This window comes from Mycobacteriales bacterium (genome assembly GCA_035690485.1).
Classification (GTDB): domain Bacteria; phylum Actinomycetota; class Actinomycetes; order JAFAQI01; family DASSKL01; genus DASSKL01.
This window is the reverse complement of the sequence record DASSKL010000010.1, coordinates 62400-83420: the sequence shown is the minus strand read 5'-3', so window position 1 is coordinate 83420 and position 21021 is coordinate 62400. Positions and strand designations below refer to the sequence as shown.

Annotated in this window: 18 protein-coding genes, 1 tRNA gene and 1 pseudogene; 8 read left to right on the top strand and 12 right to left on the bottom strand. The window is 70.6% G+C overall.

Annotated elements, in window-relative coordinates:
• The first annotated feature begins 49 nt into the window (after positions 1–49).
• From VFJ21_02225 to ygiD, 3 genes are read left to right on the top strand one after another with little or no spacing between them, the layout of a single operon-like run.
• Positions 50–1231, top strand: coding sequence for an LLM class flavin-dependent oxidoreductase (locus VFJ21_02225; protein HET7405938.1), 1182 nt, complete (start codon positions 50–52; stop codon positions 1229–1231).
• Complete coding sequence (locus VFJ21_02220) at positions 1228–3036, top strand: NAD(P)/FAD-dependent oxidoreductase (GenBank protein ID HET7405937.1); 1809 nt, start codon at positions 1228–1230, stop codon at positions 3034–3036. The genes VFJ21_02225 and VFJ21_02220 overlap by 4 nt, the downstream gene beginning before the upstream one ends.
• 49 nt (positions 3037–3085) lie before the next feature.
• Positions 3086–3934 (top strand): 4,5-DOPA dioxygenase extradiol, encoded by an 849-nt coding sequence (gene ygiD, locus VFJ21_02215; protein HET7405936.1) that lies wholly within the window; start codon positions 3086–3088, stop codon positions 3932–3934.
• A 4-nt stretch (positions 3935–3938) separates the two neighbouring features.
• On the opposite strand, the gene VFJ21_02210 is transcribed toward ygiD, so the two are convergent.
• The 5 genes from VFJ21_02210 to VFJ21_02190 form a co-directional block, all read right to left on the bottom strand.
• Positions 3939–4475: a hypothetical protein gene (locus VFJ21_02210; GenBank protein ID HET7405935.1), complete on the bottom strand. Its 537-nt coding sequence runs from the start codon at positions 4473–4475 to the stop codon at positions 3939–3941.
• A 213-nt stretch (positions 4476–4688) separates the two neighbouring features.
• Positions 4689–4761, bottom strand: a tRNA-Arg gene (locus tag VFJ21_02205).
• Between the two features lie 240 nt (positions 4762–5001).
• Complete coding sequence (locus VFJ21_02200) at positions 5002–5547, bottom strand: MFS transporter (GenBank protein HET7405934.1); 546 nt, start codon at positions 5545–5547, stop codon at positions 5002–5004.
• 144 nt (positions 5548–5691) lie between these two features.
• Complete coding sequence (locus VFJ21_02195) at positions 5692–6168, bottom strand: MarR family transcriptional regulator (GenBank protein HET7405933.1); 477 nt, start codon at positions 6166–6168, stop codon at positions 5692–5694.
• A 28-nt stretch (positions 6169–6196) separates the two neighbouring features.
• Positions 6197–6604 carry an AhpC/TSA family protein gene (locus VFJ21_02190; GenBank protein HET7405932.1) on the bottom strand — a complete coding sequence of 136 codons (408 nt, stop codon included), beginning with the start codon at positions 6602–6604 and terminating at the stop codon, positions 6197–6199.
• Positions 6605–6855: 251 nt separating this feature from the next.
• On the opposite strand from VFJ21_02190, the gene VFJ21_02185 reads away from it, so the two are divergent.
• The gene (locus tag VFJ21_02185) at positions 6856–8322 is read left to right on the top strand and encodes an ABC transporter substrate-binding protein (GenBank protein ID HET7405931.1); all 1467 of its coding nucleotides are present in this window, start codon (positions 6856–6858) and stop codon (positions 8320–8322) included.
• Between the two features lie 15 nt (positions 8323–8337).
• Here VFJ21_02185 and VFJ21_02180 read toward each other — a convergent pair whose 3' ends face one another.
• A complete protein-coding gene (locus VFJ21_02180; GenBank protein HET7405930.1) occupies positions 8338–9831 on the bottom strand; it encodes a sulfatase-like hydrolase/transferase in 1494 nt (497 codons plus the stop codon).
• Positions 9832–9902: 71 nt separating this feature from the next.
• Between VFJ21_02180 and VFJ21_02175 the strand changes: the two genes are divergently transcribed.
• Positions 9903–11099 carry a CoA transferase gene (locus tag VFJ21_02175; GenBank protein ID HET7405929.1) on the top strand — a complete coding sequence of 399 codons (1197 nt, stop codon included), beginning with the start codon at positions 9903–9905 and terminating at the stop codon, positions 11097–11099.
• Here VFJ21_02175 and VFJ21_02170 read toward each other — a convergent pair.
• A complete protein-coding gene (locus tag VFJ21_02170; protein ID HET7405928.1) occupies positions 11096–11410 on the bottom strand; it encodes a DUF3099 domain-containing protein in 315 nt (104 codons plus the stop codon). The two genes, VFJ21_02175 and VFJ21_02170, sit on opposite strands and share 4 nt — an antisense overlap.
• 117 nt (positions 11411–11527) lie before the next feature.
• Here VFJ21_02170 and VFJ21_02165 point away from each other — a divergent pair, with 117 nt between their 5' ends.
• Positions 11528–11980 carry a CBS domain-containing protein gene (locus VFJ21_02165; protein HET7405927.1) on the top strand — a complete coding sequence of 151 codons (453 nt, stop codon included), beginning with the start codon at positions 11528–11530 and terminating at the stop codon, positions 11978–11980.
• Positions 11981–12148: 168 nt separating this feature from the next.
• Here the strand turns inward: VFJ21_02165 and cpaB are convergent, their stop codons facing one another.
• Together cpaB and VFJ21_02155 are read right to left on the bottom strand one after the other, a co-directional pair.
• Positions 12149–12790, bottom strand: coding sequence for a Flp pilus assembly protein CpaB (gene cpaB / locus VFJ21_02160; GenBank protein ID HET7405926.1), 642 nt, complete (start codon positions 12788–12790; stop codon positions 12149–12151).
• The gene (locus VFJ21_02155; GenBank protein ID HET7405925.1) at positions 12787–13596 is read right to left on the bottom strand and encodes an S-methyl-5'-thioadenosine phosphorylase; all 810 of its coding nucleotides are present in this window, start codon (positions 13594–13596) and stop codon (positions 12787–12789) included. The genes cpaB and VFJ21_02155 overlap by 4 nt, the downstream gene beginning before the upstream one ends.
• Here VFJ21_02155 and VFJ21_02150 point away from each other — a divergent pair.
• Positions 13595–13876, top strand: a complete 282-nt coding sequence (locus VFJ21_02150; protein ID HET7405924.1) for a hypothetical protein — start codon at positions 13595–13597, stop codon at positions 13874–13876. The genes VFJ21_02155 and VFJ21_02150 overlap by 2 nt on opposite strands.
• A gap of 14 nt (positions 13877–13890) precedes the next feature.
• Here VFJ21_02150 and VFJ21_02145 read toward each other — a convergent pair.
• The 3 genes and pseudogenes from VFJ21_02145 to VFJ21_02135 form a co-directional block, all read right to left on the bottom strand.
• Positions 13891–14031 (bottom strand): annotated as a pseudogene (locus VFJ21_02145) (FmdB family zinc ribbon protein).
• A gap of 207 nt (positions 14032–14238) precedes the next feature.
• Positions 14239–15774, bottom strand: a complete 1536-nt coding sequence (locus tag VFJ21_02140; GenBank protein ID HET7405923.1) for an AMP-binding protein — start codon at positions 15772–15774, stop codon at positions 14239–14241.
• 107 nt (positions 15775–15881) lie between these two features.
• Positions 15882–19070: an FAD-linked oxidase C-terminal domain-containing protein gene (locus VFJ21_02135; protein ID HET7405922.1), complete on the bottom strand. Its 3189-nt coding sequence runs from the start codon at positions 19068–19070 to the stop codon at positions 15882–15884.
• Positions 19071–19202: 132 nt separating this feature from the next.
• Here VFJ21_02135 and VFJ21_02130 point away from each other — a divergent pair, with 132 nt between their 5' ends.
• Complete coding sequence (locus VFJ21_02130; GenBank protein ID HET7405921.1) at positions 19203–21008, top strand: thiamine pyrophosphate-requiring protein; 1806 nt, start codon at positions 19203–19205, stop codon at positions 21006–21008.
• The last annotated feature ends 13 nt before the right edge of the window (positions 21009–21021 follow it).

The following is a 21021-nucleotide window of genomic DNA, read 5'->3' as shown; positions in this document are numbered from 1 at the left end:
TCGTCATCCTTCGTGGACGCTGCCCGCGATCATGCGATAGGCACCCGTCATGCAACCACCGCTTCGCTTCGGCATCTTCCTTGCACCCTTCCACCCGGCCGGGCAGAACCCGACCCTGGCTCTCGAGCGCGATCTCGAGCTGATCGTGCGACTCGACCAGCTCGGCTACGACGAGGCCTGGATCGGCGAGCACCACTCCGCCGGCTACGAGATCATCGCCTCGCCCGAGGTCTTCATCGCCGTTGCCTCGCAGCGGACCAAGCACATCAAGCTGGGCACGGGCGTCAGCTCGCTGCCCTACCACCACCCGCTGATGCTCGCCGACCGGATGGTGCTGCTCGACCACCTCACCCGCGGCCGGGTCATGTTCGGTGTCGGGCCGGGCGCACTCCCGTCCGACGCGTTCATGATGGGCATCGACCCGGCGCGGCAGCGCGACATGATGGAGGAGTCGCTCGAGGCGATCCTCGCCCTGCTCGACGGAAGCGAGCCGGTGACCCGGCAGACCGACTGGTTCACCCTTCGCGACGCGCGCCTGCAGCTGCGTCCCTACACCCACCCGCGCTTCGACGTGGCGGTCGCCGCGCAGGTGTCCCCGGCCGGCCCGCGGGCGGCGGGCCGCTTCGGGGTCGGCCTGCTGTCGATCGGTGCAACCTCGGCCGGCGGCTTCGACGTCCTCGGCAGCCACTGGCAGGTGATGGAGGAGCGCGCGCAGGAGTTCGGCACCGTGGTCGACCGCAGCAAGTGGCGGCTCGTCGGCCCCATGCACATCGCGCCCACCGAGGAGCAGGCCCGCGCCGAGGTGGCCTACGGGGTCGCCGACTGGATCGACTACTTCCGCCGCATCGCCGCACTGCCTCTGGCGCCGGACGCGGAGGACGCGGAGAGCATGGTCGATGCGCTCAACAACTCCGGGATGGCCGTTGTCGGCACACCGGAGATGGCGGCCGCCCAGGTGCAGCGGCTGATCGACCAGTCCGGCGGCTTCGGCACCTACCTGTTCATGGCGCACGAGTGGGCCGACCGCGAGGCGACCCTGCGCTCCTACGAGCTGTTCGCCAAGGAGGTCATGCCGCAGTTCCAGGGCTCCGCGTCGATGACGACGACGTCGCGCGACTGGGCCGCGGAGAACCGGCCGGAGTTCATGGGGGCAGCGGTCAACGCGGTCATGAGCGCCGTGCAGTCGCACCAGGAGGAGCGCGCCGCCCGGGCAGGAGCGGAGTCGCGATGACCACGACCGGGGAGCGGCCGTCGGTCGACAAGGACTGGATCCGGCGCAAGTACCGCGAGGAGCGCGACAAGCGCGTCCGGCCCGACGGCAACGACCAGTACATCCGGGTGGCCGGTCAGCTCGCGCACTACCTCGACGACCCCTACACGCCGGTCGTCGAACGGGCGCCTCTCACCGACCACGTGACGGTCGCCTTTATCGGTGGCGGGTTCGCCGGGCTGGTCACCGGCGCTCGGCTCAAGGAGGCCGGCGTCACCGACGTACGCATCGTCGAGAAGGGCGGCGACTTCGGCGGCACGTGGTACTGGAACCGCTACCCCGGTGCGCAGTGCGACACGGCGTCGTTCGTCTACATGCCGTTGCTCGAAGAGACCGGCCACATGCCGAGCGAGAAGTACGCGCACGCGCCGGAGATCCTCGAGCACTGTCAGCGGATCGGTAAGCAGTTCGGGCTCTACGACAACGCGTTGTTCCACACCGAGGTCACCGATCTCGAGTGGGACGCGACGCGGTCGCGCTGGATCGTGCGCACCAACCGCGGCGACGAGTTCACCGCGCAGTTCGTCGCGATGGGCCCGGGCCCGCTGCACGTGCCCAAGCTGCCCGGCATCCCCGGCCTGGAGTCGTTTCGAGGGCACTCGTTCCACACCAGCCGGTGGGACTACGACTACACGGGCGGCGACCCGCTCGGCGCGCCGCTGGACCGGCTCGCCGACAAGCGGGTCGCCATCATCGGCACCGGCGCGACGGCCGTGCAGTGCGTGCCGCATCTCGCGAAGGCGTGCAAGGAGCTCTACGTCTTCCAGCGCACGCCGTCTTCGGTCGACGTGCGCGACAACCGGCCGACCGACGCCGAGTGGTTCGCCACGATCGCCACGCCCGGCTGGCAGCAGCGGTGGCTCGACAACTTCACCGCCAACCAGACCGGCGGCATCGCCGACGAGGACCTCGTCATGGACGGCTGGACAGACCTGTCCCGCCGCATCCGGACGAAGATCATGGCGCTGCCGCCGGAGGAGATGACCGTCGAGAACATGATGGCGGCGTTCGAGGACTCCGACCACGAGAAGATGGAGGAGATCCGCGCCCGCGTCGACACGATCGTGCAGGACCGCTCGACCGCTCATGCGCTCAAGGCGTGGTACCGGCAGCTGTGCAAGCGGCCGTGCTTCCACGACGAGTACCTGCAGGCGTTCAACGAGCCCGGCGTGCACCTCGTCGACACCGACGGCAGGGGTGTGGAGCGGATCACCGAGACGGCCGTCTGGGCCGGCGGCACGGCGTACGACGTCGACTGCATCATCTACGCCTCCGGGTTCGAGGTCGGGACGGAGTACACCCGCCGTACCGGCTACGACATGACCGGCCGCGACGGCGTCACGCTGTCCGACTACTGGCGCGAGGGGATGCGCACGCTGCACGGAATCCACGTGCACGGCTTCCCAAACCTGTTCATCGTGCAACCGACGCAGGGCGCCAACCTGATCTCCAACGTGCCGCACAACCTGACCGAGTCGGGCAAGACGATCGCCGCCGTCGTCAAGCACGCCGTCGACAACGGCTATCGCGAGGTCGAGGTGACCGCGGAGGCGGAGGCCGCGTGGATCGAGCTGCTGCTCTCGGGCCCTGGGCGCATGGTGATCGGTTCGCTCGACTGCACGCCGGGCTACTACAACAACGAGGGGCACGATCCCGGGCCCGCGGCGCGGCTCAACGTCGGCTACCCGGCGGGAGCGACGGCTTACTTCGCCTACATCGACGAGTGGCGCAAGTCCGGGAGATTCGAGGGCCTAGCCTTTAGCTGACGCGCCCCTCCCGGGAGGCCCGATGACCGTGGGCGAGCAGGCGGCCCCGATGCCCGCTGCGTTCATCGGGCACGGCAACCCGATGAACGCGTTGGAGGTCAACCGCTACACGTCCGCGTGGCGGGAGTTCGGCCGGTCGGTGCCCAGGCCCCGAGCCGTGCTCGTCGTCAGCGCGCACTGGTACATCAACGCGACCGCGGTGACCGCCATGCCGCGACCGCGCACGATCCACGACTTCTACGGCTTCCCGCAGGAGCTCTTCGAGGTCGACTACCCCGCGCCAGGGCTGCCCGAGCTGGCCGAGGAGATCAGCGATGCGGTCACGCCGACCTGGGTCGGCGCCGACCTCGACAGCTGGGGCATCGACCACGGCACCTGGTCAGTGCTGGTGCACGCCTTTCCCGACGCGTCGGTGCCCGTCGTGCAGCTGTCGATCAACGCCGACAAGGATCTCGGCTACCACCTCGACCTCGGCGCGAAGCTCGCGCCGCTGCGCCGGCGAGGCGTGCTGGTCGTCGCGAGCGGCAACGTGGTGCACAACCTGCGCGGGATGGACTGGCAGCTCACCGACGGCGGCTACGACTGGGCACAGCGCTTCGACGAGGACGCCAAGGAGCGGATGCTCAGCGACCCCACGGACGTCGCGCGGATGGACGCGCATCGCGACTACCGCAACGCGGTGCCCACGCCCGACCACTTCATCCCGTTGCTCTACCTGGCGGGTTTGGCCGGCTCGGCCGCGGACGACGTCGAGGTGATGGTGGACGGCTACGCCTACGGGTCGCTGTCGATGACGGCGTACACCCTGGGCATGTCGGCGCCCGCCGTGAGTGACGGTGCCGGTGCCGGTGCACCGGAGGGGCCTGCCGGGCTGCCACCTGACGAGTCGAACATCTGAGGGTCTAGAGCCAGCTCATCCGGGCGCTCTCGGGTGTCTCGTCGGGCGCGACCGCGAGCTCACCCGCGCGCACCCGCTCGAGCAGCCGTCGGGCCGTCGCCACGATCTCCGGGGCGGCCGCCTTCAGCTGCGCGGCATCGCTCGGGTGCGCCTCGTCCCTCGAGATCTCGGCCTCGTCGAGCAGTGTGTCGAGGTCGCTGAGCCGGCTCTCGAGCCAGCCCAGCGGGTCGGCCGACAGCCCTCGCTCGAACTTCCGCTTGCCGGGCTCCCAGCCCCTCATCGTCGGGTGGTGATGGGTGCGGTCGTGGCTTCCGGGTTTGCCGGCGACCGACTCGAGCAGGTCCGCCCGCCACACCGGGCGGCCGACGAGGATCGGCCTCGAGGCGTAGATCGAGCCGTCGAGCGGCTGCTTCTCCAGCAGCCGCACCTCGAGGCGTACGCCGTGCTCCGCGCCTTCCTGCCCCGGCTCCGGATCCGGGTTGACGAAGTAGAGGTCGGAGACGGCGACACCGATGCGCTCGAACCCGTAGACGTGCAGCATGAGCCGACTCTGCCACGCGACTCGGGGCGGTGCCAGACGCAGGCCGCCCGGTGACGTGGCTTCAGGCGTACCGGGAGAACCAGGAGCCCGAGAACGTCGTCTGTTCCGGCCGCAGTGGGTCCGACGCCACGCAGGAAGATCCGGATCGGCCGCTCGTCTGCCAGGGGAGTGGCACGGGCGCCTCAGCGGCCCGAATCATCGGGTTGGCACGGGTGCCCTCGAGAGGATTCGAACCTCCGACACACGGTTTAGGAAACCGTTGCTCTATCCCCTGAGCTACGAGGGCGGGCGATCAGGATTCCGGCTGGGCCTTGGGTCGGGAGAGTACGGCCGCTCGAGCCCTGGCCCATCCTCTCTCAAGTGCCAGCCTAGCCGGGACCGCCCGCCGACGGCCCTGGCAGGAAGCGCTGTCTTGGTGTTACCCAGGGACGCGGGCTGGCGACCGCAAGGACTGTCCGCGCGTCGGCGCGCGGCAGCCAGCGCGCCGCGCTGCTACCCAGGGGTGCTCGTCACCCCGCCGGGCCGGTCAGCCGATCTCGAGCGCTTCGGCGACGGCCACGGCGTCCTCCTGGGTTGGTTTCGTCACGGGGACGACGTCGACCTGGCCCGACTCCGCCGCGGCCAGCAGGCGGTGCCCGGTGGCGAGGACGAAGATGGCCAGCACGAAGGTCGCGGCGCCGACGTAGAAGGGCACGCTGAGCGAGGAGGCGTCCGCAATCTTGCCGGCGACGTAGGGCGCCAGACCACCGCCGATGAACCGCACGAAGCCGTACGCCGACGACGCGACCGGCCGGTCCACGGGCGAGACCAGCATCACCGCCTGCGTCGTCAGCGTGTTGTTGATGCCGATGAACGCCCCGCTGGCAACGACTGCGCCGATGACGACGTCCGGCGTGTTGACGCCTGCAGCGATTGCGGCCATCACGCCACCGAGCAGCAACAGGTTGGCGTAGAGCACGCGCGCAGTGCCCCACCTGGCCTGCAGTCGTGGCGCGACGAACACGCTGAACAGTGCGACCAGCAGGCCCCAGCCGGTGAAGACGAGGCCGAGGTGGCGCGCGTCCAGATGCATCGGGTAGGGCGCGTGCGCGCAGGCTGTGCGCGAGGGCGGGCAGGATCGGATCGACCAGTCCGATGCCCATGAACGAGATGACGCAGGCGAAGGCCACTGCCCACACGGCGCGCGGCTGCCGGAACGGGTTGGTGCGGGGGACGGTCATGCGATATCTCCACGAGCCCCGGCCCGCGCCGGAGATTCCGTCGATGTGATGGGGGACAGCGAGACGAGCCGGTTCAGGGCCGGCAGCGCGGCACGAATGGCGCGGCGGTCCGCGGGCTCGAGCCGGCCGAGCATCTCGCGCAGCGCGGAGGCGCGTTCCTCGCGGCGTTGCGCGACGACCGCGCGCCCGATGGCGGTGACCTCGACCATGACGACGCGCCCGTCGTCTCGAGACGGCGTGCGCAGCGCGTAACCGTCGCGTTCGAGGCGGCTGACGAGCTGGGTCATCCCGGGTTGCGAGACACCCTCGTGCCCGGCGAGCTCGGTCAGCCGTTGCGGCCCTTCCCGGGCCAGCCGGGCGAGGACGGATGCGGCAGGCAGGCTGAGCTCACCAGTGGTCGCCAGCCGGCGGGTCATCCGCACCAGCTGTTCGAAGACGGCGGCGAGGCGAGCGTCGACCGAGCTCGATTGCATAAGGCCACTATATAACGTGGCTATGCATTCACTGTCGCAGGACGGCCATCACGTCGTCGAGCGGGGCGTGGTCGGAGGCGTCGTCGTCCAGGTGCGAGTAGCGCACGTCGTCACCCGGTGCGATGACGAACGTCGCGCCCAGCTGGGTCGGCCGCTTGCCGGACCGGTGCTGCCGTACGCCGGACCGGAAGGCACGCATGCCGGCCGGCCACGTCATCGGGGAGACGAGCCGCAGCAGGCTGGAGTCGCGCACCGAGGCCGCTCGCGCGGCGGAGGCGTCGTCGTCGACCAGCACGAGGAATGGGATGCGTTCCTGGTCGACGAAGCTCGCGGCGTACCTCGCGTCTCCGGTCCCGATCGCGACGACGTCGGCGCCGGTGCTGCGGATCTCGTCGTAGGTGTCGCGCAACTGCGCGGCGTGCTCGCGGCAGTGGATTCAACCGAAGTGGCGGAGGAAGACCACGATCTCCGGGTGGTCGCGCCACAGGTCGCCGAGGCGGTGCGCGGTGCCGGTCCGGTCGGGCAGGTCGAGCGCAGCGAGCGCCTGGACGTCCACGCGCCGGATGCTAGACCGCACTGACGAGCGGAGACCAGACCCACGTGCTGGCGGAATGACCCGTGCGGGCCTCTCGGCGGCCGGTGGTGACCTGCCTTGCGGGCGCCGCAGCGCACGCGGACGATCTCCGCGTGCATCCACGCCGCCGCGCGGCCGTCCTGGTCGTCGCTGCTTGCCTGCCGCTCGCCGCCTGCGGCTCCCGCCTGACGGCCGAGCAGCAGCAGCTCGCGATCGGGCAGTTGCAGGGCAACGCCCAGGCCAACGGCGCGGCCGGCAGCACCGGCGACTCCGGCGGCTCGACCTCGGCCCGGGGTGGCACTCGGGCGGGCCCCGCCGGCGGCAACGGCGTCTCGGGGGCCAGCACCGGCAACGGTTCGCCGGGCTCGACCGCGACCAACGGGTCGGCTCAGCAGACGACCAGGGCTGTGCAGGCCGCGAGCAGCTGCCGGGCTACCAAGGCGACCGACGTCGGGGTGACGCCCACGAGCATCACGCTGGCGAACATCGCCGACGTGACCGGCCCGGTGCCGGGCCTGTTCCAGTCGGCGCAGCAGTCGGCGCTGGCCTTCTCGGCGTACTGGAACGCCACCCATGGCGGCATCTGCGGCCGCCAGATCAAAGTGGAGACGCTCGACTCGCGCACCGATGCCAACGGCTACCGCGAGCAGATGCTGACGGCCTGCAAGTCGGCGTTCGCCTCGGTGGGGTCGATGTCGGCGTTCGACAACGGTGGCGCGCAGGTCGAGGACCAGTGCGGCATCGTCGACGTCTCGGCCGCTGCGGTGACGCAGGAGCACCAGCACACGCGCGTGACCTACGCGGCCAACGCGACGCAGGTCGGTCAGGTCTCCTCGACCGTCCCGGGCTGGATCGCCGAGAAGTACCCGCAGGCTGTCGGAAAGGCGGCGTTCCTCTACATCAACGCCGGCGCCGCCGCCGTCAACGCGGTCGCGGACGTCAAGGCCTACGAGGCCTACGGACACGGCTGGAAGTTCGTCTACACCCAGCCGGTCGACATCTCGACGTTCAACTACGCGCCCTTCGTGCAGAAGATGAAGCAGAACGGCGTGCGTTTCGTGCAGTGGCTGGGCGCCTACCAGGAGGCGGTCCGGCTCGCGCAGGCGATGCAGCAGCAGGGGTTCAAGCCGGACATGTTCCTGCTCGACCCGACCGGCTACAGCTCCGACTACGTCCAGTCCGGCGGCAGCGCGGTCGACGGCACGGTCGTCTATCTGGATTCGCAGATGTTCGAGGACGCGTCGACCAACCCCGAGATGCAGACCTACATCACGTGGCTGCACCGTGTCGCGGGCAGCGATGCGCAGCCGTCCTACTTCGGTGTCTACGCCTGGTCGGCCATGCGGCTGTTCGCGCAGACCGCGGAGAAGATCGGCCCCGACCTCACCAGGGCCAAGATGCTGGCCGCACTGGCCCAGGTCGACAACTGGACCGGCAACGGGCTGCACGGGCCGCAGCACGTGGGCCGCCGGGTCAGCGCCGAGTGCCTGCACTTCATCCAGCTGCGCGGCGGCACCTGGCACAAGCTGCAACCGACCGACGCCACCTTCGACTGCCGTCCGGTCATCAAGGTGCAGTAGCCGGTCGAACCTGGCTCAGGCCTCCAGCTCGACCCGCTCGAGCGCGCGCAGTGCGGCGAAGCACTCGCGCACCTCGGCCCGCCGGCTGCGGTCCATCGCGAGGTTGACCAGCTCGCCCGGGTCCCCGGCCAGGTCGTAGAGCTCGTGGTCGCAGTCGTCGAAGGAGGCGTCGACGTCGAACAGCTTCGCGGACGGCTTGCGGCTGAAGTCGTCGTTGGGCAGTCCGCCACCCACGCCGTAGTAGCGGGCGTACTTCATCCGGCCGTCGAAGTAGCCGCGCACGGCGTACCTCGTCTGGCGGATGTGGCTGGTGTGCGCCGAGTCCATCGCGAAGAGCACGTGGTCGCGCACGGCGCCGGCCGGGTCGGCCAGCACGGGCCGCAGGTCGACGCCGTGCAGACCCGGCACCGCGGCGGGGTCGAGTCCGGCGAGCCCGCAGATCGTCGGGGCGAGGTCGACGTGGCTCGCCAGCGCGGGCGTGGCTGCGCCCGGGGTCGTTATGCCCGGCGCGCGGACGTAGCACGGCACCCGCATGATCTCGTCGTAGACGAACGGCCCCTTGGACCGCAGCCCGTGACCGCCGCACATGTCGCCGTGGTCGGAGGTGAACACCACGATCGTGTCGTCCCAGCGACCCGCGTCGACCAGCGCGCCGAGCACGGTGCCCAGGCTCTCGTCGGCGAGCTGGTGCAGCTTCACGTAGTAGTCCAGCTGGCGCAGCCAGGCCCGCTTGTCCTTCGGGTCGATGTAGCCCCAGACGCCGTGCTGCTGGTCGTGGCGCCAGGCCCGGTGCGCCGCGGGCTTGGTGTGCAGGTCGTCGTCGAAGTTGGCCGGCAGCTCCTCCACGACCTCGTCGTAGTCGAGCGTGAACGGCGGGATCGGCTCGCCGTCCTTCCACTGCGCCGCGGCCAGGAAGTCCCGCGCCGCGGCCGTCTCGGCTGCGTGCGACGCCTGCCAGTCCGGCTGGTCGATCGGGAACCACATGACGTCGTGCGGGTTGACCAGAGCAACGGTCAGGAACCACGGCTGCGACGCGTTCGCGTTGGCGCGCAGCCAGGTCGCGGCGCTGTCCGCGATCAGCGGGTCGAAGTGCACGCCGGTGCCGGCCCAGCCCATGAAGTGCTGGTCGTTGCCCTCCCAGTCGCCGTAGCCGTAGGCGACCATGTCGGGTTTCGGCCCGTAGGACAGGTGCCACTTGCCGATGTACGACGACCGGTAGCCGGCGTGCTCCGCGAGCAACCGGCCCATGGTCGGGATGCCGCTGTCGAGCTCCGTGTGCCAGGGGAAGATCACGTTGTCGACGACGCGATGACCCGGGAGGTAGCGGCCGGTCATCATGGTCGCCCGTGACGGCGAGCAGGGCGAGGAGTGTGTCCAGTAGTTCGTGAACTCGAGCCCTTCGGCCATCAGCCGCTCGCGCCACGGCAGCCGCACGCCGGCGGGCAGCCAGCTGCGCTGGCGCTCCTGGTCGGACACGACCAGCAGGATGTTGGGCCGGGCGGCCGCCATCGGACCCCCTACGACGTCCGCGAGGAGAGAGGTACGCCGGACCGTAGCAGCGGCCGGTAGCGTGCGCAGACGTGGCGCGAACAGGAGTGTTGAGCGGACTGCGGGCCGTCGAGCTCGGGGTGTGGGTCGCCGGGCCGTCGGCCACCGGAGTCATGGCCGACTGGGGAGCCGACGTCATCAAGGTGGAGCCACCCGCGGGCGACCCGTTCCGGGCGATGTTCGCCGCCACCGGCTACAGCGCTGAGATCCCGAACGCCCCGTTCGAGCTAGACAACCGTGGCAAGCGCAGCGTCGTCCTCGACCTGCGCAACGACGAGGCGCGCGAGGCGCTGCACCGCCTGCTCGAGACCGCCGACGTCTTCCTGACCAACCTGCGCCTCGAGCCGCTGCAGCGGATGGGCCTGCTCGCCGACGACGTGCTGGCCCGGCACCCGCGGCTGGTCTACGCGCTGGTCACGGGACACGGCTCGACCGGCCCCGACGTGCACCGCCCGGGCTACGACATCGGCGTGTTCGGTGCCCGGGCCGGCGTCGTACACCAGCTGGTGCCCGCCGGCGACGCGCCACCGCCCCTTCCCCGCGGGCTGGGTGACCACTTCACCGGGCTGGCCGCGCTGTCCGGCATCCTCGGCGCGCTCTGGCAGCGCCAGCACACCGGCCGCGGGCAGCTCGTCGAGACCTCCCTGCTGCGCTCGGGCGTCTACGCGCTCGGTTGGGACCTCGCCATCCAGCAGGCGCTCGGGAAGGTCGCGGGCACCGTGCCGCGCGAGGAGGCGGCGCAGCCCACCGCCAACAGCTACCGCGCCGGGGACGGCAAGTGGTTCTGGCTCCTCGGCGTCGAAGGCGACCGCCACTTTCCCTTGCTGGTCAAGGCGACCGCTCGCGAGGACCTGCTCGACGACGAGCGGTTCGCCAGCGCCCGGTCGCGACGGCACAACCGCAGGGAGCTCATCGCCGAGCTCGACCGGACGTTCGCGAGCCGGCCGTTCGCCGAGTGGACCGAGCGGTTCGACGCCGAGGACGTCTGGTGGTCGCCGGTGCAGTCGCCGGCCGAGGTCGTCACCGACCCGCAAGCGGAGGCGGCCGGCGCGTGGGTGCCGGTCGAGGGTGGGCGCTACCGGTCGGTCGCGACGCCGGTCGACTTCTCCGAGCACCCGCAGCAGAGCGTCGGCCGGATGCCCGCGCTGGGTGCCGACACCGCCGACGTGCTGGGTGAGATCGGCTACGACGCGGCCGCGATCAAGCGGCTCAACGCGCCCCGGGCCTAACGACGGCGTCGGTCGTCGGCCGGCTGCTCACCGGCGGAGCCGAGTCCGCGGTTCGGCGGTGGCACGAAGAACGCCGGGTCCTGCTCCTGACGCTTGGGCCCGGCGTTGGCGACGGTGACCGCGATCCAGGGCAGCACCAGAGAGATGGCGATCGCGACCCACTGCTCCCAGCCGCGCAGCAGCCACACCGCGAGGATGAACGCGAGCGTGCGCACGGCCATCGACCAGAGGTAGCGGCGGACCCGTTCGTCGCGTTCCTCGACGCGGCTGCGGGCGGCGTCGGTGACCAGGACGACGTCGTCCTGATCCATGAGGTGAGCATGCCCCGGCCGCGTCCCTCGCAGCTTGGTGTCGCCCACCCGTCCAGCATGCGCCACCTGGCTCGCCCGCGCACGCCCGGGCCGCGGCGCTGCCGGTACCCTGCAGCCGTGCGAGTGGCGGAGGTCATGAGCGACGCCAGCGTCACCGACGCGCCCTCCGACACCCTGAAGGCGGCCGCTTCCCGGATGTGGTCGCAGCAGACCGGCTCGCTGCTGGTCATGGACGGCGAACGGCTCGTCGGCATCGTGACCGAGCGTGACGTGATGAAGGCCGTGGCGCGCGGTCTCCCGGTCGACAGCACCCCGGTCAGTACGATCATGACGACCAACGTGCTGACGGTGACGCCCGAGACGCCGCTGCACGAGGCGGCGGAGCACATGGCCCGGCGCTGGATCCGGCACCTCCCCGTGGTCGAGGGCGAGCGGGTTGTCGGCATGGTCAGCCAGCGCGACCTCGTCGGCGTTCTCGCGTCGTCGGGCGAGAACCTCGACCAGCAGGCGGGTGAGGATCTCGTGCGGGCGCGCCGGTTGGCCCGCCTCGACCGGGGCGATCTCGGCTGAGCGGCGACGAATGACCGAACCCGTGCTCCCCGGCCGCCCCGAGGGCGAGAGCGACGCGGCCTGGTCGGAGGAACGGCCCGACGACCCGGACGAGCGACTGCGGCGGGAGCGCCCCCCGCATCATGACCGCTGGCAAGACGAGTCCGACTAGGCAGCGGCCCGAATCGATCAGCCGCGCAGCGTGATGGACAGCCTCGACGTGACACCGGCCAGGGCCAGCCGCGACGCCGTCGGCCGGTCGGTGGCGAGGAGGAGCAGCGCGCCCTCACCGGCGGCGTCGTCAGCGCGCGGCACGACCAGCACCCGCACCCCCTCGGCGACCGTGGTGGCCGAACCCGCGGCCGTGCCCGCCGTCGGCGGGGTGGCGGCCAGCACATCGACCAGGTCGCCCGTGCGCACGAGCCGCGCCGCTCCGGCGTCGGCGATCCGCACCGGCGTCGCGACCAGGCCGTCGCTCGCCAGGTCCTGCAGCAGTGGCCGACCCACGAAGCGGAGGTCGGTGAAGGGCTCGCCGGCCCGCACTCCGGCCGCGAGCACCAGCCCCACCGCGTCATCGGTGCGGGCCAGGGACCCGTCGGGAGCGGTCCCTGGGGCGAAGCGCGCGACACGCAGGTCAGCCGCGCGCACGGTCGTGCCGGCCGGTAGGTCGCGAGCCGCGACCACCACGCGCACCGTGGCCGCAGCCGGCGGTTGGAGGACCGTCAGCGCGCACGCGATCGCCGCTGCGGCAAGGCCGGCGGCGAGCAGCCTGCGGCGCCGCGCGACCGCCCGGCGCAGCTCCTTGAGCTGACGCGACAGCTCGCCGCTCACGGCAGCTCGAGCGGGAGATCGATGCCGTCCAGCGCGGCCCCGCACACGCAGCCCGGGTCGGCGGGCAGCGCGGCCACCACGTCGAGCAGCAGCTCACGCAGCCGGGCGACGTTGGCGGCGAAGAACCCGAACACCTCCGACTGGCTCACCGCCGACCCGGCGTCCATGCCGGCGTCGAGGTCGGTGACCAGTGCGACGGCCGTGTAGCAGAGCGCCAGCTCGCGGGCCAGCGTCGCCTCCGGATGCCCGGTCATGTTGACCAGCGACCACCCGGCCGTCGCATAGGACTGCGACTCGGCCCGGGTCGAGAAGCGCGGGCCCTCGATCACGACCATCGTGCCGCCGTCGACCGGGTCCCAGCCGGCCGTGCGGGCCGTCTCCAGCACCGCCCGCCGGCCGCGCGGGCAGTAGGGGTCGGCGAACGACACGTGCACCGCACCGGAGTCGAAGTAGGTCTGCAGCCGCCCGCTGGTGCGGTCGACGAGCTGGTCGGGGACGACGAGGGTGCCAGGTCCGAGGTCGGGTCGTAGCCCGCCGACAGCGCACGGGCCGAGCACCTGCCGGACGCCGAGCGAACGCAGTGCCCACAGGTTGGCGCGGTAGGGGATGCGGTGGGGCGGAAACCGGTGGTCGCGACCGTGCCGGGCGAGGAACGCGACCCGCCGGCCGGCGACCGTGCCGATCACCGGATTGTCGCTCGGAGGACCGTAGGGCGTCTGCATCGGCACCTCGACCGCGTCGTCGAGGAAGGCGTAGAAGCCCGATCCGCCGATGACGCCGATCTCGGCGGTCTCCTGCTCGGTCATGACCCTCCCTCCGTCGGAGGGCCCGACCCTAGCCAGCCGCTACGGCGTCTCGCGATCCCGCGCGGGCGAGCTGTGGACGGTCGGTCAGGCGACCTTCTCGCCGGTGGACGAGCTCGACGAGGACGAGCTCGACGAGGACGAGGTGGACGAGGACGAGGAGTCGGACGACGTGCCCGACGCCGACGAGCCGGTGCTCGACGAGCTCTCGGACTTCGCCGGCTCCTTCGGGACGCTGCTGCTCGACGAGGACGACTTGGAGGAGCGGCTGTCGGTCTTGTAGAAGCCGGAGCCCTTGAAGACCACGCCCACGGCGGAGAAGACCTTGCGCAGCCGGCCCTGGCACTTCGGGCACTCGGTCAGCGCGTCGTCGGTGAACTTCTGCACGACCTCCAGCTGTTCGCCACATGACGTGCAGGCGTACTGGTAAGTCGGCAACGGTCCCTCCGAGCATCACGATCTGCTGGCACTCTAAGCCATCGACTGCTAATTATCGCTCATCAGGTGCCTTGCCGTCCAGCGCCTCGGCTTCTGCGCCCTCGAGCGAGTCGGTTCCTGGCCGAGGCGGGCAAGCCGCAGGAGCCGCCCGTGCCCGGAGAGCACGCAAGGCGACGAGGCCGAAGCCGGGCGACGGTCAGGGGCCGGCTAGTTGACCTGGCGGTCGCGGCCTTCCCAGTAGGGGGCCCGCAGCTTGAACTTCTGCAGCTTGCCGGTCGCCGTACGCACGAGGGCGTCGCGGAACTCCACAGAGGTCGGCGCCTTGTAGCGGGCCAGACGCTCCTTGCAGTGGGCGATGATCTCCTCTTCGGTGACCTCGGCGCCCGGCGCGCGTACGATCAGGGCCTTGATCGTCTCGCCCCACTTCTCGTCCGGTACGCCGATGACCGCGACCTCGGAGACGGCCGGGTGGCTGAAGATCACGTCCTCCACCTCGACCGAGGAGACGTTCTCGCCGCCGGTGATGATGATGTCCTTCTTGCGGTCGCTGACGATCGCGTAGCCGTCGTCGTCGATCGTGCCGCCGTCACCGGTGTGGAACCACCCGCCCTCGAGCGCCGCCGCGGACGCCTCCGGCTGCTGCCAGTAGCCCTCGAGCACGACGTTGGAGCGGGCCAGCAGCTCGCCGGAGCCGTCGACGCGCAGGGTCACCCCGAGGGCCGGAGTGCCCGCGCGGCCGAGCTTGGCGGCACGGTCGAGCGGGGTCAGGTCGTCCCACTCGGCGCGGGTCCGGTTGACGGTCAGCAGCGGCGAGGTCTCGGTGAGTCCGTAGATCTGGATGAACTCCCACCCGAGATCGGTCTCGATCCGCTCGATGGTGCGGGTCGGGGGTGGGGCGCCGGCGACCACGATGCGCACCCGGTCGCGACCGGGGATTTCCCCCTGCCAGGTCTCGGCCGCGGTCAGCACCGCATTGACCACCGCGGGGGCTGCGCACATCAGCGTCACCCCGTGCTGGTCCACGCGGCGCAGGATCTCCGGGCCGTCGACCTTGCGCAGGACGATGTGCTGGCCGCCCGCGCCGGTCACGGCATAGGGCATCCCCCAGCCGTTGGCGTGGAACATCGGCAGCGTGTGCAGGTAGACGTCGCGGTCGGTGACGGTCACGTGCCAGCCGAAGGTGGCCGCGTTGACCCAGCAGTTGCGGTGCGTGAGCTGCACACCCTTGGGCCGCGCGGTGGTGCCGCTCGTGTAGTTGATGGTCGCCGTCGCGGCCTCGTCGGGGGTCCACTGCTTCGGCTCGACCCCGAAGCGGTAGAGCTGCTCGTCGGCCTCCGCACCCAGGACGAACTTGTGCTTGCAGGAGATGCCGTCGAGCGGCTCGGCGAGCTCCGGGTCGACGAGCAGCATCGAGGCGCCGGAGTGCTCGACGATGTAGGCGACCTCGGCCGGGGACAGCCGGAAGTTGACCGGCACCATGATCCGGCCATGGCCCGACAGCCCGAAGAACGACGTCAGCAGCCGGGCGGAGTTGTGCGACACGATCGCGACCCGGTCACCGAAGCCGACGCCGAGCTCGTCGAGCGCGGCGGCCTGGGCACGTGCCAGCTCGGCGATCCGGCCGTAGGTCAGCTCGCCGAGCGACGGCGCCGGCTGGTCCGGTTCGTCGACGACGCCGATGCGGGCGGAGTAGACCTGCTCCGCGCGGTCGAGGAAGTCGCTCACGGTCAGCGGGACGAACATCGCAGCCTCCAGGACGGCACGATCGGACCGGCTGTCAGTCGACGGCCTGACGGTACCCGTCCGGGCGGCGGCCGCTCGCGCTTGCCGGTGATCTCCCGCGGTGCGAGTCAGCGGCGCCGCGACCCTCCCGACAGGACCGCGGTGGCGGTGACGGCGGCTGCGGCGCCCACCGCCGACAGGGCGGCGAACCGCCTCGCCTTCAGCGTCACCGGGGCCTTCGGCCGCTTGCCGTAGTAGCCCTTCTCGGGCCGACGGCCGCGGGGCCCGTCGGGCCCTTCCTTGCGGGCCATCTGCATCACCTGGGCGACGTGCAGCGCCCGCCTCCCGGTGCCGGCTTGGTCGATCTGCGTCTTGCACGAGAAGCCGTTGGCGACGATCAGCGTGTCGTCGCGGGCGGCGCGTACCGCCGGCAGCAGTGCCTGCTCGCCGCAGTCCATCGAGATGTCGTACTTGCCCTGCTCGAAGCCCCACGATCCGGCCAGTCCGCAGCAGCCGCCCTTGAGCGGTTCGGTGTCGACGCCCATCCGGGTGAGCAGCTTCCGCTCCGGCTCGCTGCCCCCGGTCGCCCGGTGGTGGCAGTGCGTCCACATCAGCGCCTTGCGCTCCAGCCGTGGCACCGGTACGTCGTACTTCTCGAAGAACTCGCTGAAGTGGTGGGCGTTGTGCTTCAGCCGCTCGGCGTCGTCGTCGTGCGGCAACATGTTGGTCAGCTCGTCCTTGAACACCGCGAGGCAGCTGGGCTCCATGCCGACGATCGGCGTGCCTGCGCGGATCTCGTCGCGCAGTTGGTCGATCACGTCGTGCAGGTAACGCCTGGCGACGTCGAGGAAGCCGTAGTCGTAGAGCGGCCGGCCGCAGCAGATGTGCCCCTGCGGCATGACGACCTGCCAGCCGGCCGCCTCGATCGCCTCGACGCAGGCGACGCCGACGTCGGTGTGCATCCGGTTGTTGAACGTGTCGGGGAAGACGACCACCCGGCGGCCACCGGGGTTCTGCGTGCCGCCACGTCTGCGCCACCACTCCTGCAGCGTCAGCGGCGCGAAGGAGGGAGCCGTGCGCCTCTGGCTGATCCCGGCGGCGGCCTTCACCAGCTGGGCGAACGGCGGCACGTGCAGCGCGAGGTTGGCCAGCCCGGGCACGTGTGACGCGAGCCTGGACGCCTGGTCGATGAAGCCCATCGCGTAGGCGTAGCGCGGTCGCCACCGGCGGGCGGACCGGTAGTGGTGGTAGAGGAACTCCGCCTTGTAGGTCGGCATGTCGACGTCGACGGGGCAGTCGCTGGTGCAGCCCTTGCAGGACAGGCACAGGTCGAGGGCGTCGTAGACCTCTTCCGACTTCCAGCCGTCGGTGATGACCTCGCCCTGGAGCATCTCGAACAGCAGCCGGGCCCGGCCGCGGGTGGAGTGCTTCTCCTCCCGAGTGACCTGGTAGCTCGGGCACATCGTGTTCTGCGCCTCGGGCACCCGGCACTTGCCGACGCCCACGCAACGCAGCGCGGCATGCGCGAAGTCGCCGCCGTCCCGGTCGTAGGCGAACTGCACCTCCGGGCGCCACGGGTTGTAGTCGGTGCCGAGCTTGAGATTCTCGTCGAGACGGTAGGGGTCGATGACCTTGCCGGGGTTCATCTTCCAGTCGGGGTCCCAGATCCGCTTGAACTCCCGCATAGCCGCCATGAGCTCCGGGCCGTACTGCCGGTCGAGCAGCTCGGCCCGCTGCTGGCCGTCGCCGTGCTCGCCCGACAGCGACCCGCCGTACGACGTGACGAGGTCGGCCGCCTCCTCCATGAAGGCGCGGTAGGTCTTGAGGCCCTGCTCGGTGCGCAGGTCGAAGCTGATCCGGGAGTGGATGCAACCCTGGCCGAGGTGGCCGTACATCGCGCCGCGCAGCCCGTGCTTGCGGTAGAGCCTCTTCAGGTCGCGCAGGTAGTCGCCGACCCTCGGCGGTGGCACTGCGGAGTCCTCCCAACCCGGCCAGTGGTCGGTGCCGTCGGGCGGGAACGCCGTCGAGCCGAGGCCGCTCTCGCGGATCGCCCAGAAGTCCTCGCTGTTGCCACCCTCCTGCTTGCTCTTCGCGAGGACCATCCGGTCGGGTTCGAAACCCTTGTCGGCCGTCAGCCAGGCACAGAACTCCGCGGCCTGGCGCTCGCTGTCCGCCGCCTCGTCGGCGCCGAACTGCACCAGCAACCAGGCGTGCTCACCCGGCCGCGGCAACTCCTCGAGGTCGTGCACGTTGATGTCGAGCGCCTGCTGGTCCTCGATGAGCACGTGGTCGATGGCCTCGAGGCCGATCGGCTTCCACTTGTCGACGATCTCCTGCACCAGGTCGCCGGCCGTGCAGATGTCCTCGAACTGCACCACGACGAGCGTGCGCATGAGCATCGCCGGCGTAAGCAGCAGGGTGACGTTCAGCGCGGTGGCACAGGTGCTCTCCGTCCCGACCAGTGCGCGGGCGACGTTGAAACCCTTCTCGGGCAGCAGCTCGTCGAGGTTGTAGCCGGAGACCCGCCGCGGCATCTCGTCGACCGAGGGGTAGCCCGCGCGGATCGCGTCGGCGTAGCGGTCGCGCAGGTCGCGCAGCTGCGCGTAGATCTCTCCCTTGCGGCCACCGGCGGCGATGATCTCGTCGAGCCGGTCCTCCTCGTCGACGCCGACCCAGAACCGCTCGCCGTCGTAGGTCACGACCTCCATGGCGTGGACGTTGTCCGACGTGCGCGGGCCGGGCCCGTAGAGGTGCGACTGCACGGAGTGGATGCCGCACGAGTTGTTGCCGACGTTGCCGCCGATGGTGCAGCGGGAGTGGGAGGAGGGGTCGGGTCCGAAGACGAGGTTCTGCTCGCCGGTGTGCTTGTTCAGCTGCTCGTTGATGACCCCCGGCTGCACGGTGACCTTGCGGCCGGGCACGTCGAGGCCGCCGATCTCCGTCAGGTACTTCGAGTTGTCGATGATCACCGCCCAGTTGACGGTCTCCCCAGACAGGCTGGTGCCGCCGCCGCGGTTGGTGATCGGGGCGCCGAACCGGTGGCAGATGCGATGCGCGGTGACGATGTCGTCGACGGTCTTCGGGATGACCACGCCGATGGGCACCTGGCGGAAGTTCGAGGCGTCGTTGGCGTACATCGCCTTCGAGCCCTTGTCGAAACGCACCTCGCCGGTGATGCCCTTGCGCAGCGCGCGTTCGAGACCCGCCACGTCGATCACGGCCGAGGAGTAGACGCCGCCGGGCACCAGTGGGTCGGTCTTGGCGGGCACCGCCCTGGTCGGGGTGTCGGTCTCCATGCGGACTGGCAGCCATCTCACGCCTGGACTCATGCAGGGCGCTTTCCCGGGCCGGCGGCGCCGACACCTGAGGGCCAGCGGGTGTGTCGCCGGACGAGACACCGGGCACGGCTAAAGGGACGAAACAGACAGCCCGCCGACGAGGAGTGACTGATGGCCGACGTTGCCCACTACATGCTCGAGCGCCTGCGCGACTGGGGCATCCACCGGATCTTCGGCTACCCGGGCGATGGCATCAACGCCTTCCTCGGGGCCTTCGAGAAGGTCGGCGACGACCCGTTCTTCGTGCAGACGCGGCACGAGGAGATGGCCGCGTTCATGGCGTGCGCCCACGCGAAGTTCACCGGCACGATCGGTGCCTGCATCGCCACGTCCGGCCCGGGCGCCATCCACCTCGCCAACGGGTTGTACGACGCGAAGCTCGACCACCAACCGGTGCTGGCGATCGTCGGCCAGCAGAAGCGGCAGTCGGTCGGGGCGCACTACCAGCAGGAGATCGACCTTCAGTCGTTCTTCAAGGACATCGGCGGCTTCGTCTCGACCGTGATGGACCAGCACTCCGCCCGCCACGTCCTCGACCGGGCGATCAAGTCCGCCCTGACCGAGCGGCGCCCGGCGGTTGTCATCGTCCCCGACGACGTCGCCGAGTCGGAGTACGCCGAACCACCGCGCATGCACGGCAGCGTCTTCTCCAGCGTCGGCTGGAACCAGCCGCACATGGTGCCCGACGGGGACCTCCTGCGGCAGGCGGCCGACGTCCTCAACCAGGGCCAGAAGGTTGCGATGCTGATCGGCCAGGGGGCGGCCAAGGCGCGCGACGAGGTGCTCCAGGTCGCCGACCTGATCGGTGCCGGGATCGCGAAGGCGCTGCTCGGCAAGGACGCCGTGCCCGACACGCTGCCCTTCGTGACCGGCTCGCTCGGGCTGCTGGGCACCGAGCCCAGCCACAAGATGATGATGGGCTGCGACACCCTGTTCATGATAGGCACCAGCTTCCCCTACGCCGAGTGGCTGCCGGAGCCCGGTGCGGCCAAGTGCGTCGAGATCGACATCGACGGTTCGATGATCGGGGTGCGCTACCCCAACGACGTGTCGCTCGTCGGGGACTCGAAGGACACGCTCAAAGCGCTGATCCCTCTGCTGCAGCACAAGAAGGACCGCTCCTGGCAGAAACTGATCATGGGGGAGCGGCACACCTGGGACAAGGTCCTCGAGGAGCGGGCCCACCAGAAGGCCGACCCGGTCAACCCGCAGCTGGTGTTCTGGGAGCTCAACGAGCGGTTGCCGCGCGACGTCATAACGACGTCCGACTCCGGCTCGGCGACGAACTGGTGGGCACGCCACCTCTACCTGCACGACGAGATGAAGTCGTCGTTGTCCGGCACGCTCGCCACGATGCTCCCCGGGGTGCCCTACGCCATCGGCGCGAAGTTCGCCTTCCCCGAGCGGCCGGTCATCGCGTTCACCGGTGACGGCGCCTTCCAGATGCTCGGCATGAACGAGCTGCTGACCGTCAAGCGCTACCAGGAGCGGCTGCTCGAGAAGAACCCGACGCTGATCTTCGCCGTACTCGTCAACAAGGACCTCAACCAGGTCTCCTACGAGCAGCGGGTCCTCTCGGCCGACCCCAAGAACCCCGAGACGCAGACGGTGCCCTACGTGCCCGCCGCGGAGCTCGCCCGGCTGCTCGGCTTCGAGGGCATCAAGGTCGACCGGCCGGAGGACGTCGGGCCGGCGTGGGATCGTGCCCTCGCGGCCGACGGGCCGGTGCTGCTGGAGTTCGTGACCGACCCGCAGATCCCCCCGCTGCCGCCGCACGTGCGGCCCTCGATGCTCAAGAAGACGATGAAGGGTCTGGCGCACGGCGACGAGGACGCCGTCGGCATCGCGACCAAGGGCTTCAAGGGCAAGCTCACGGAGTTCACCGAGCACGCCAAGGACGCGCTGAGCCGCAGCTGAGCCCGGCCCGTTG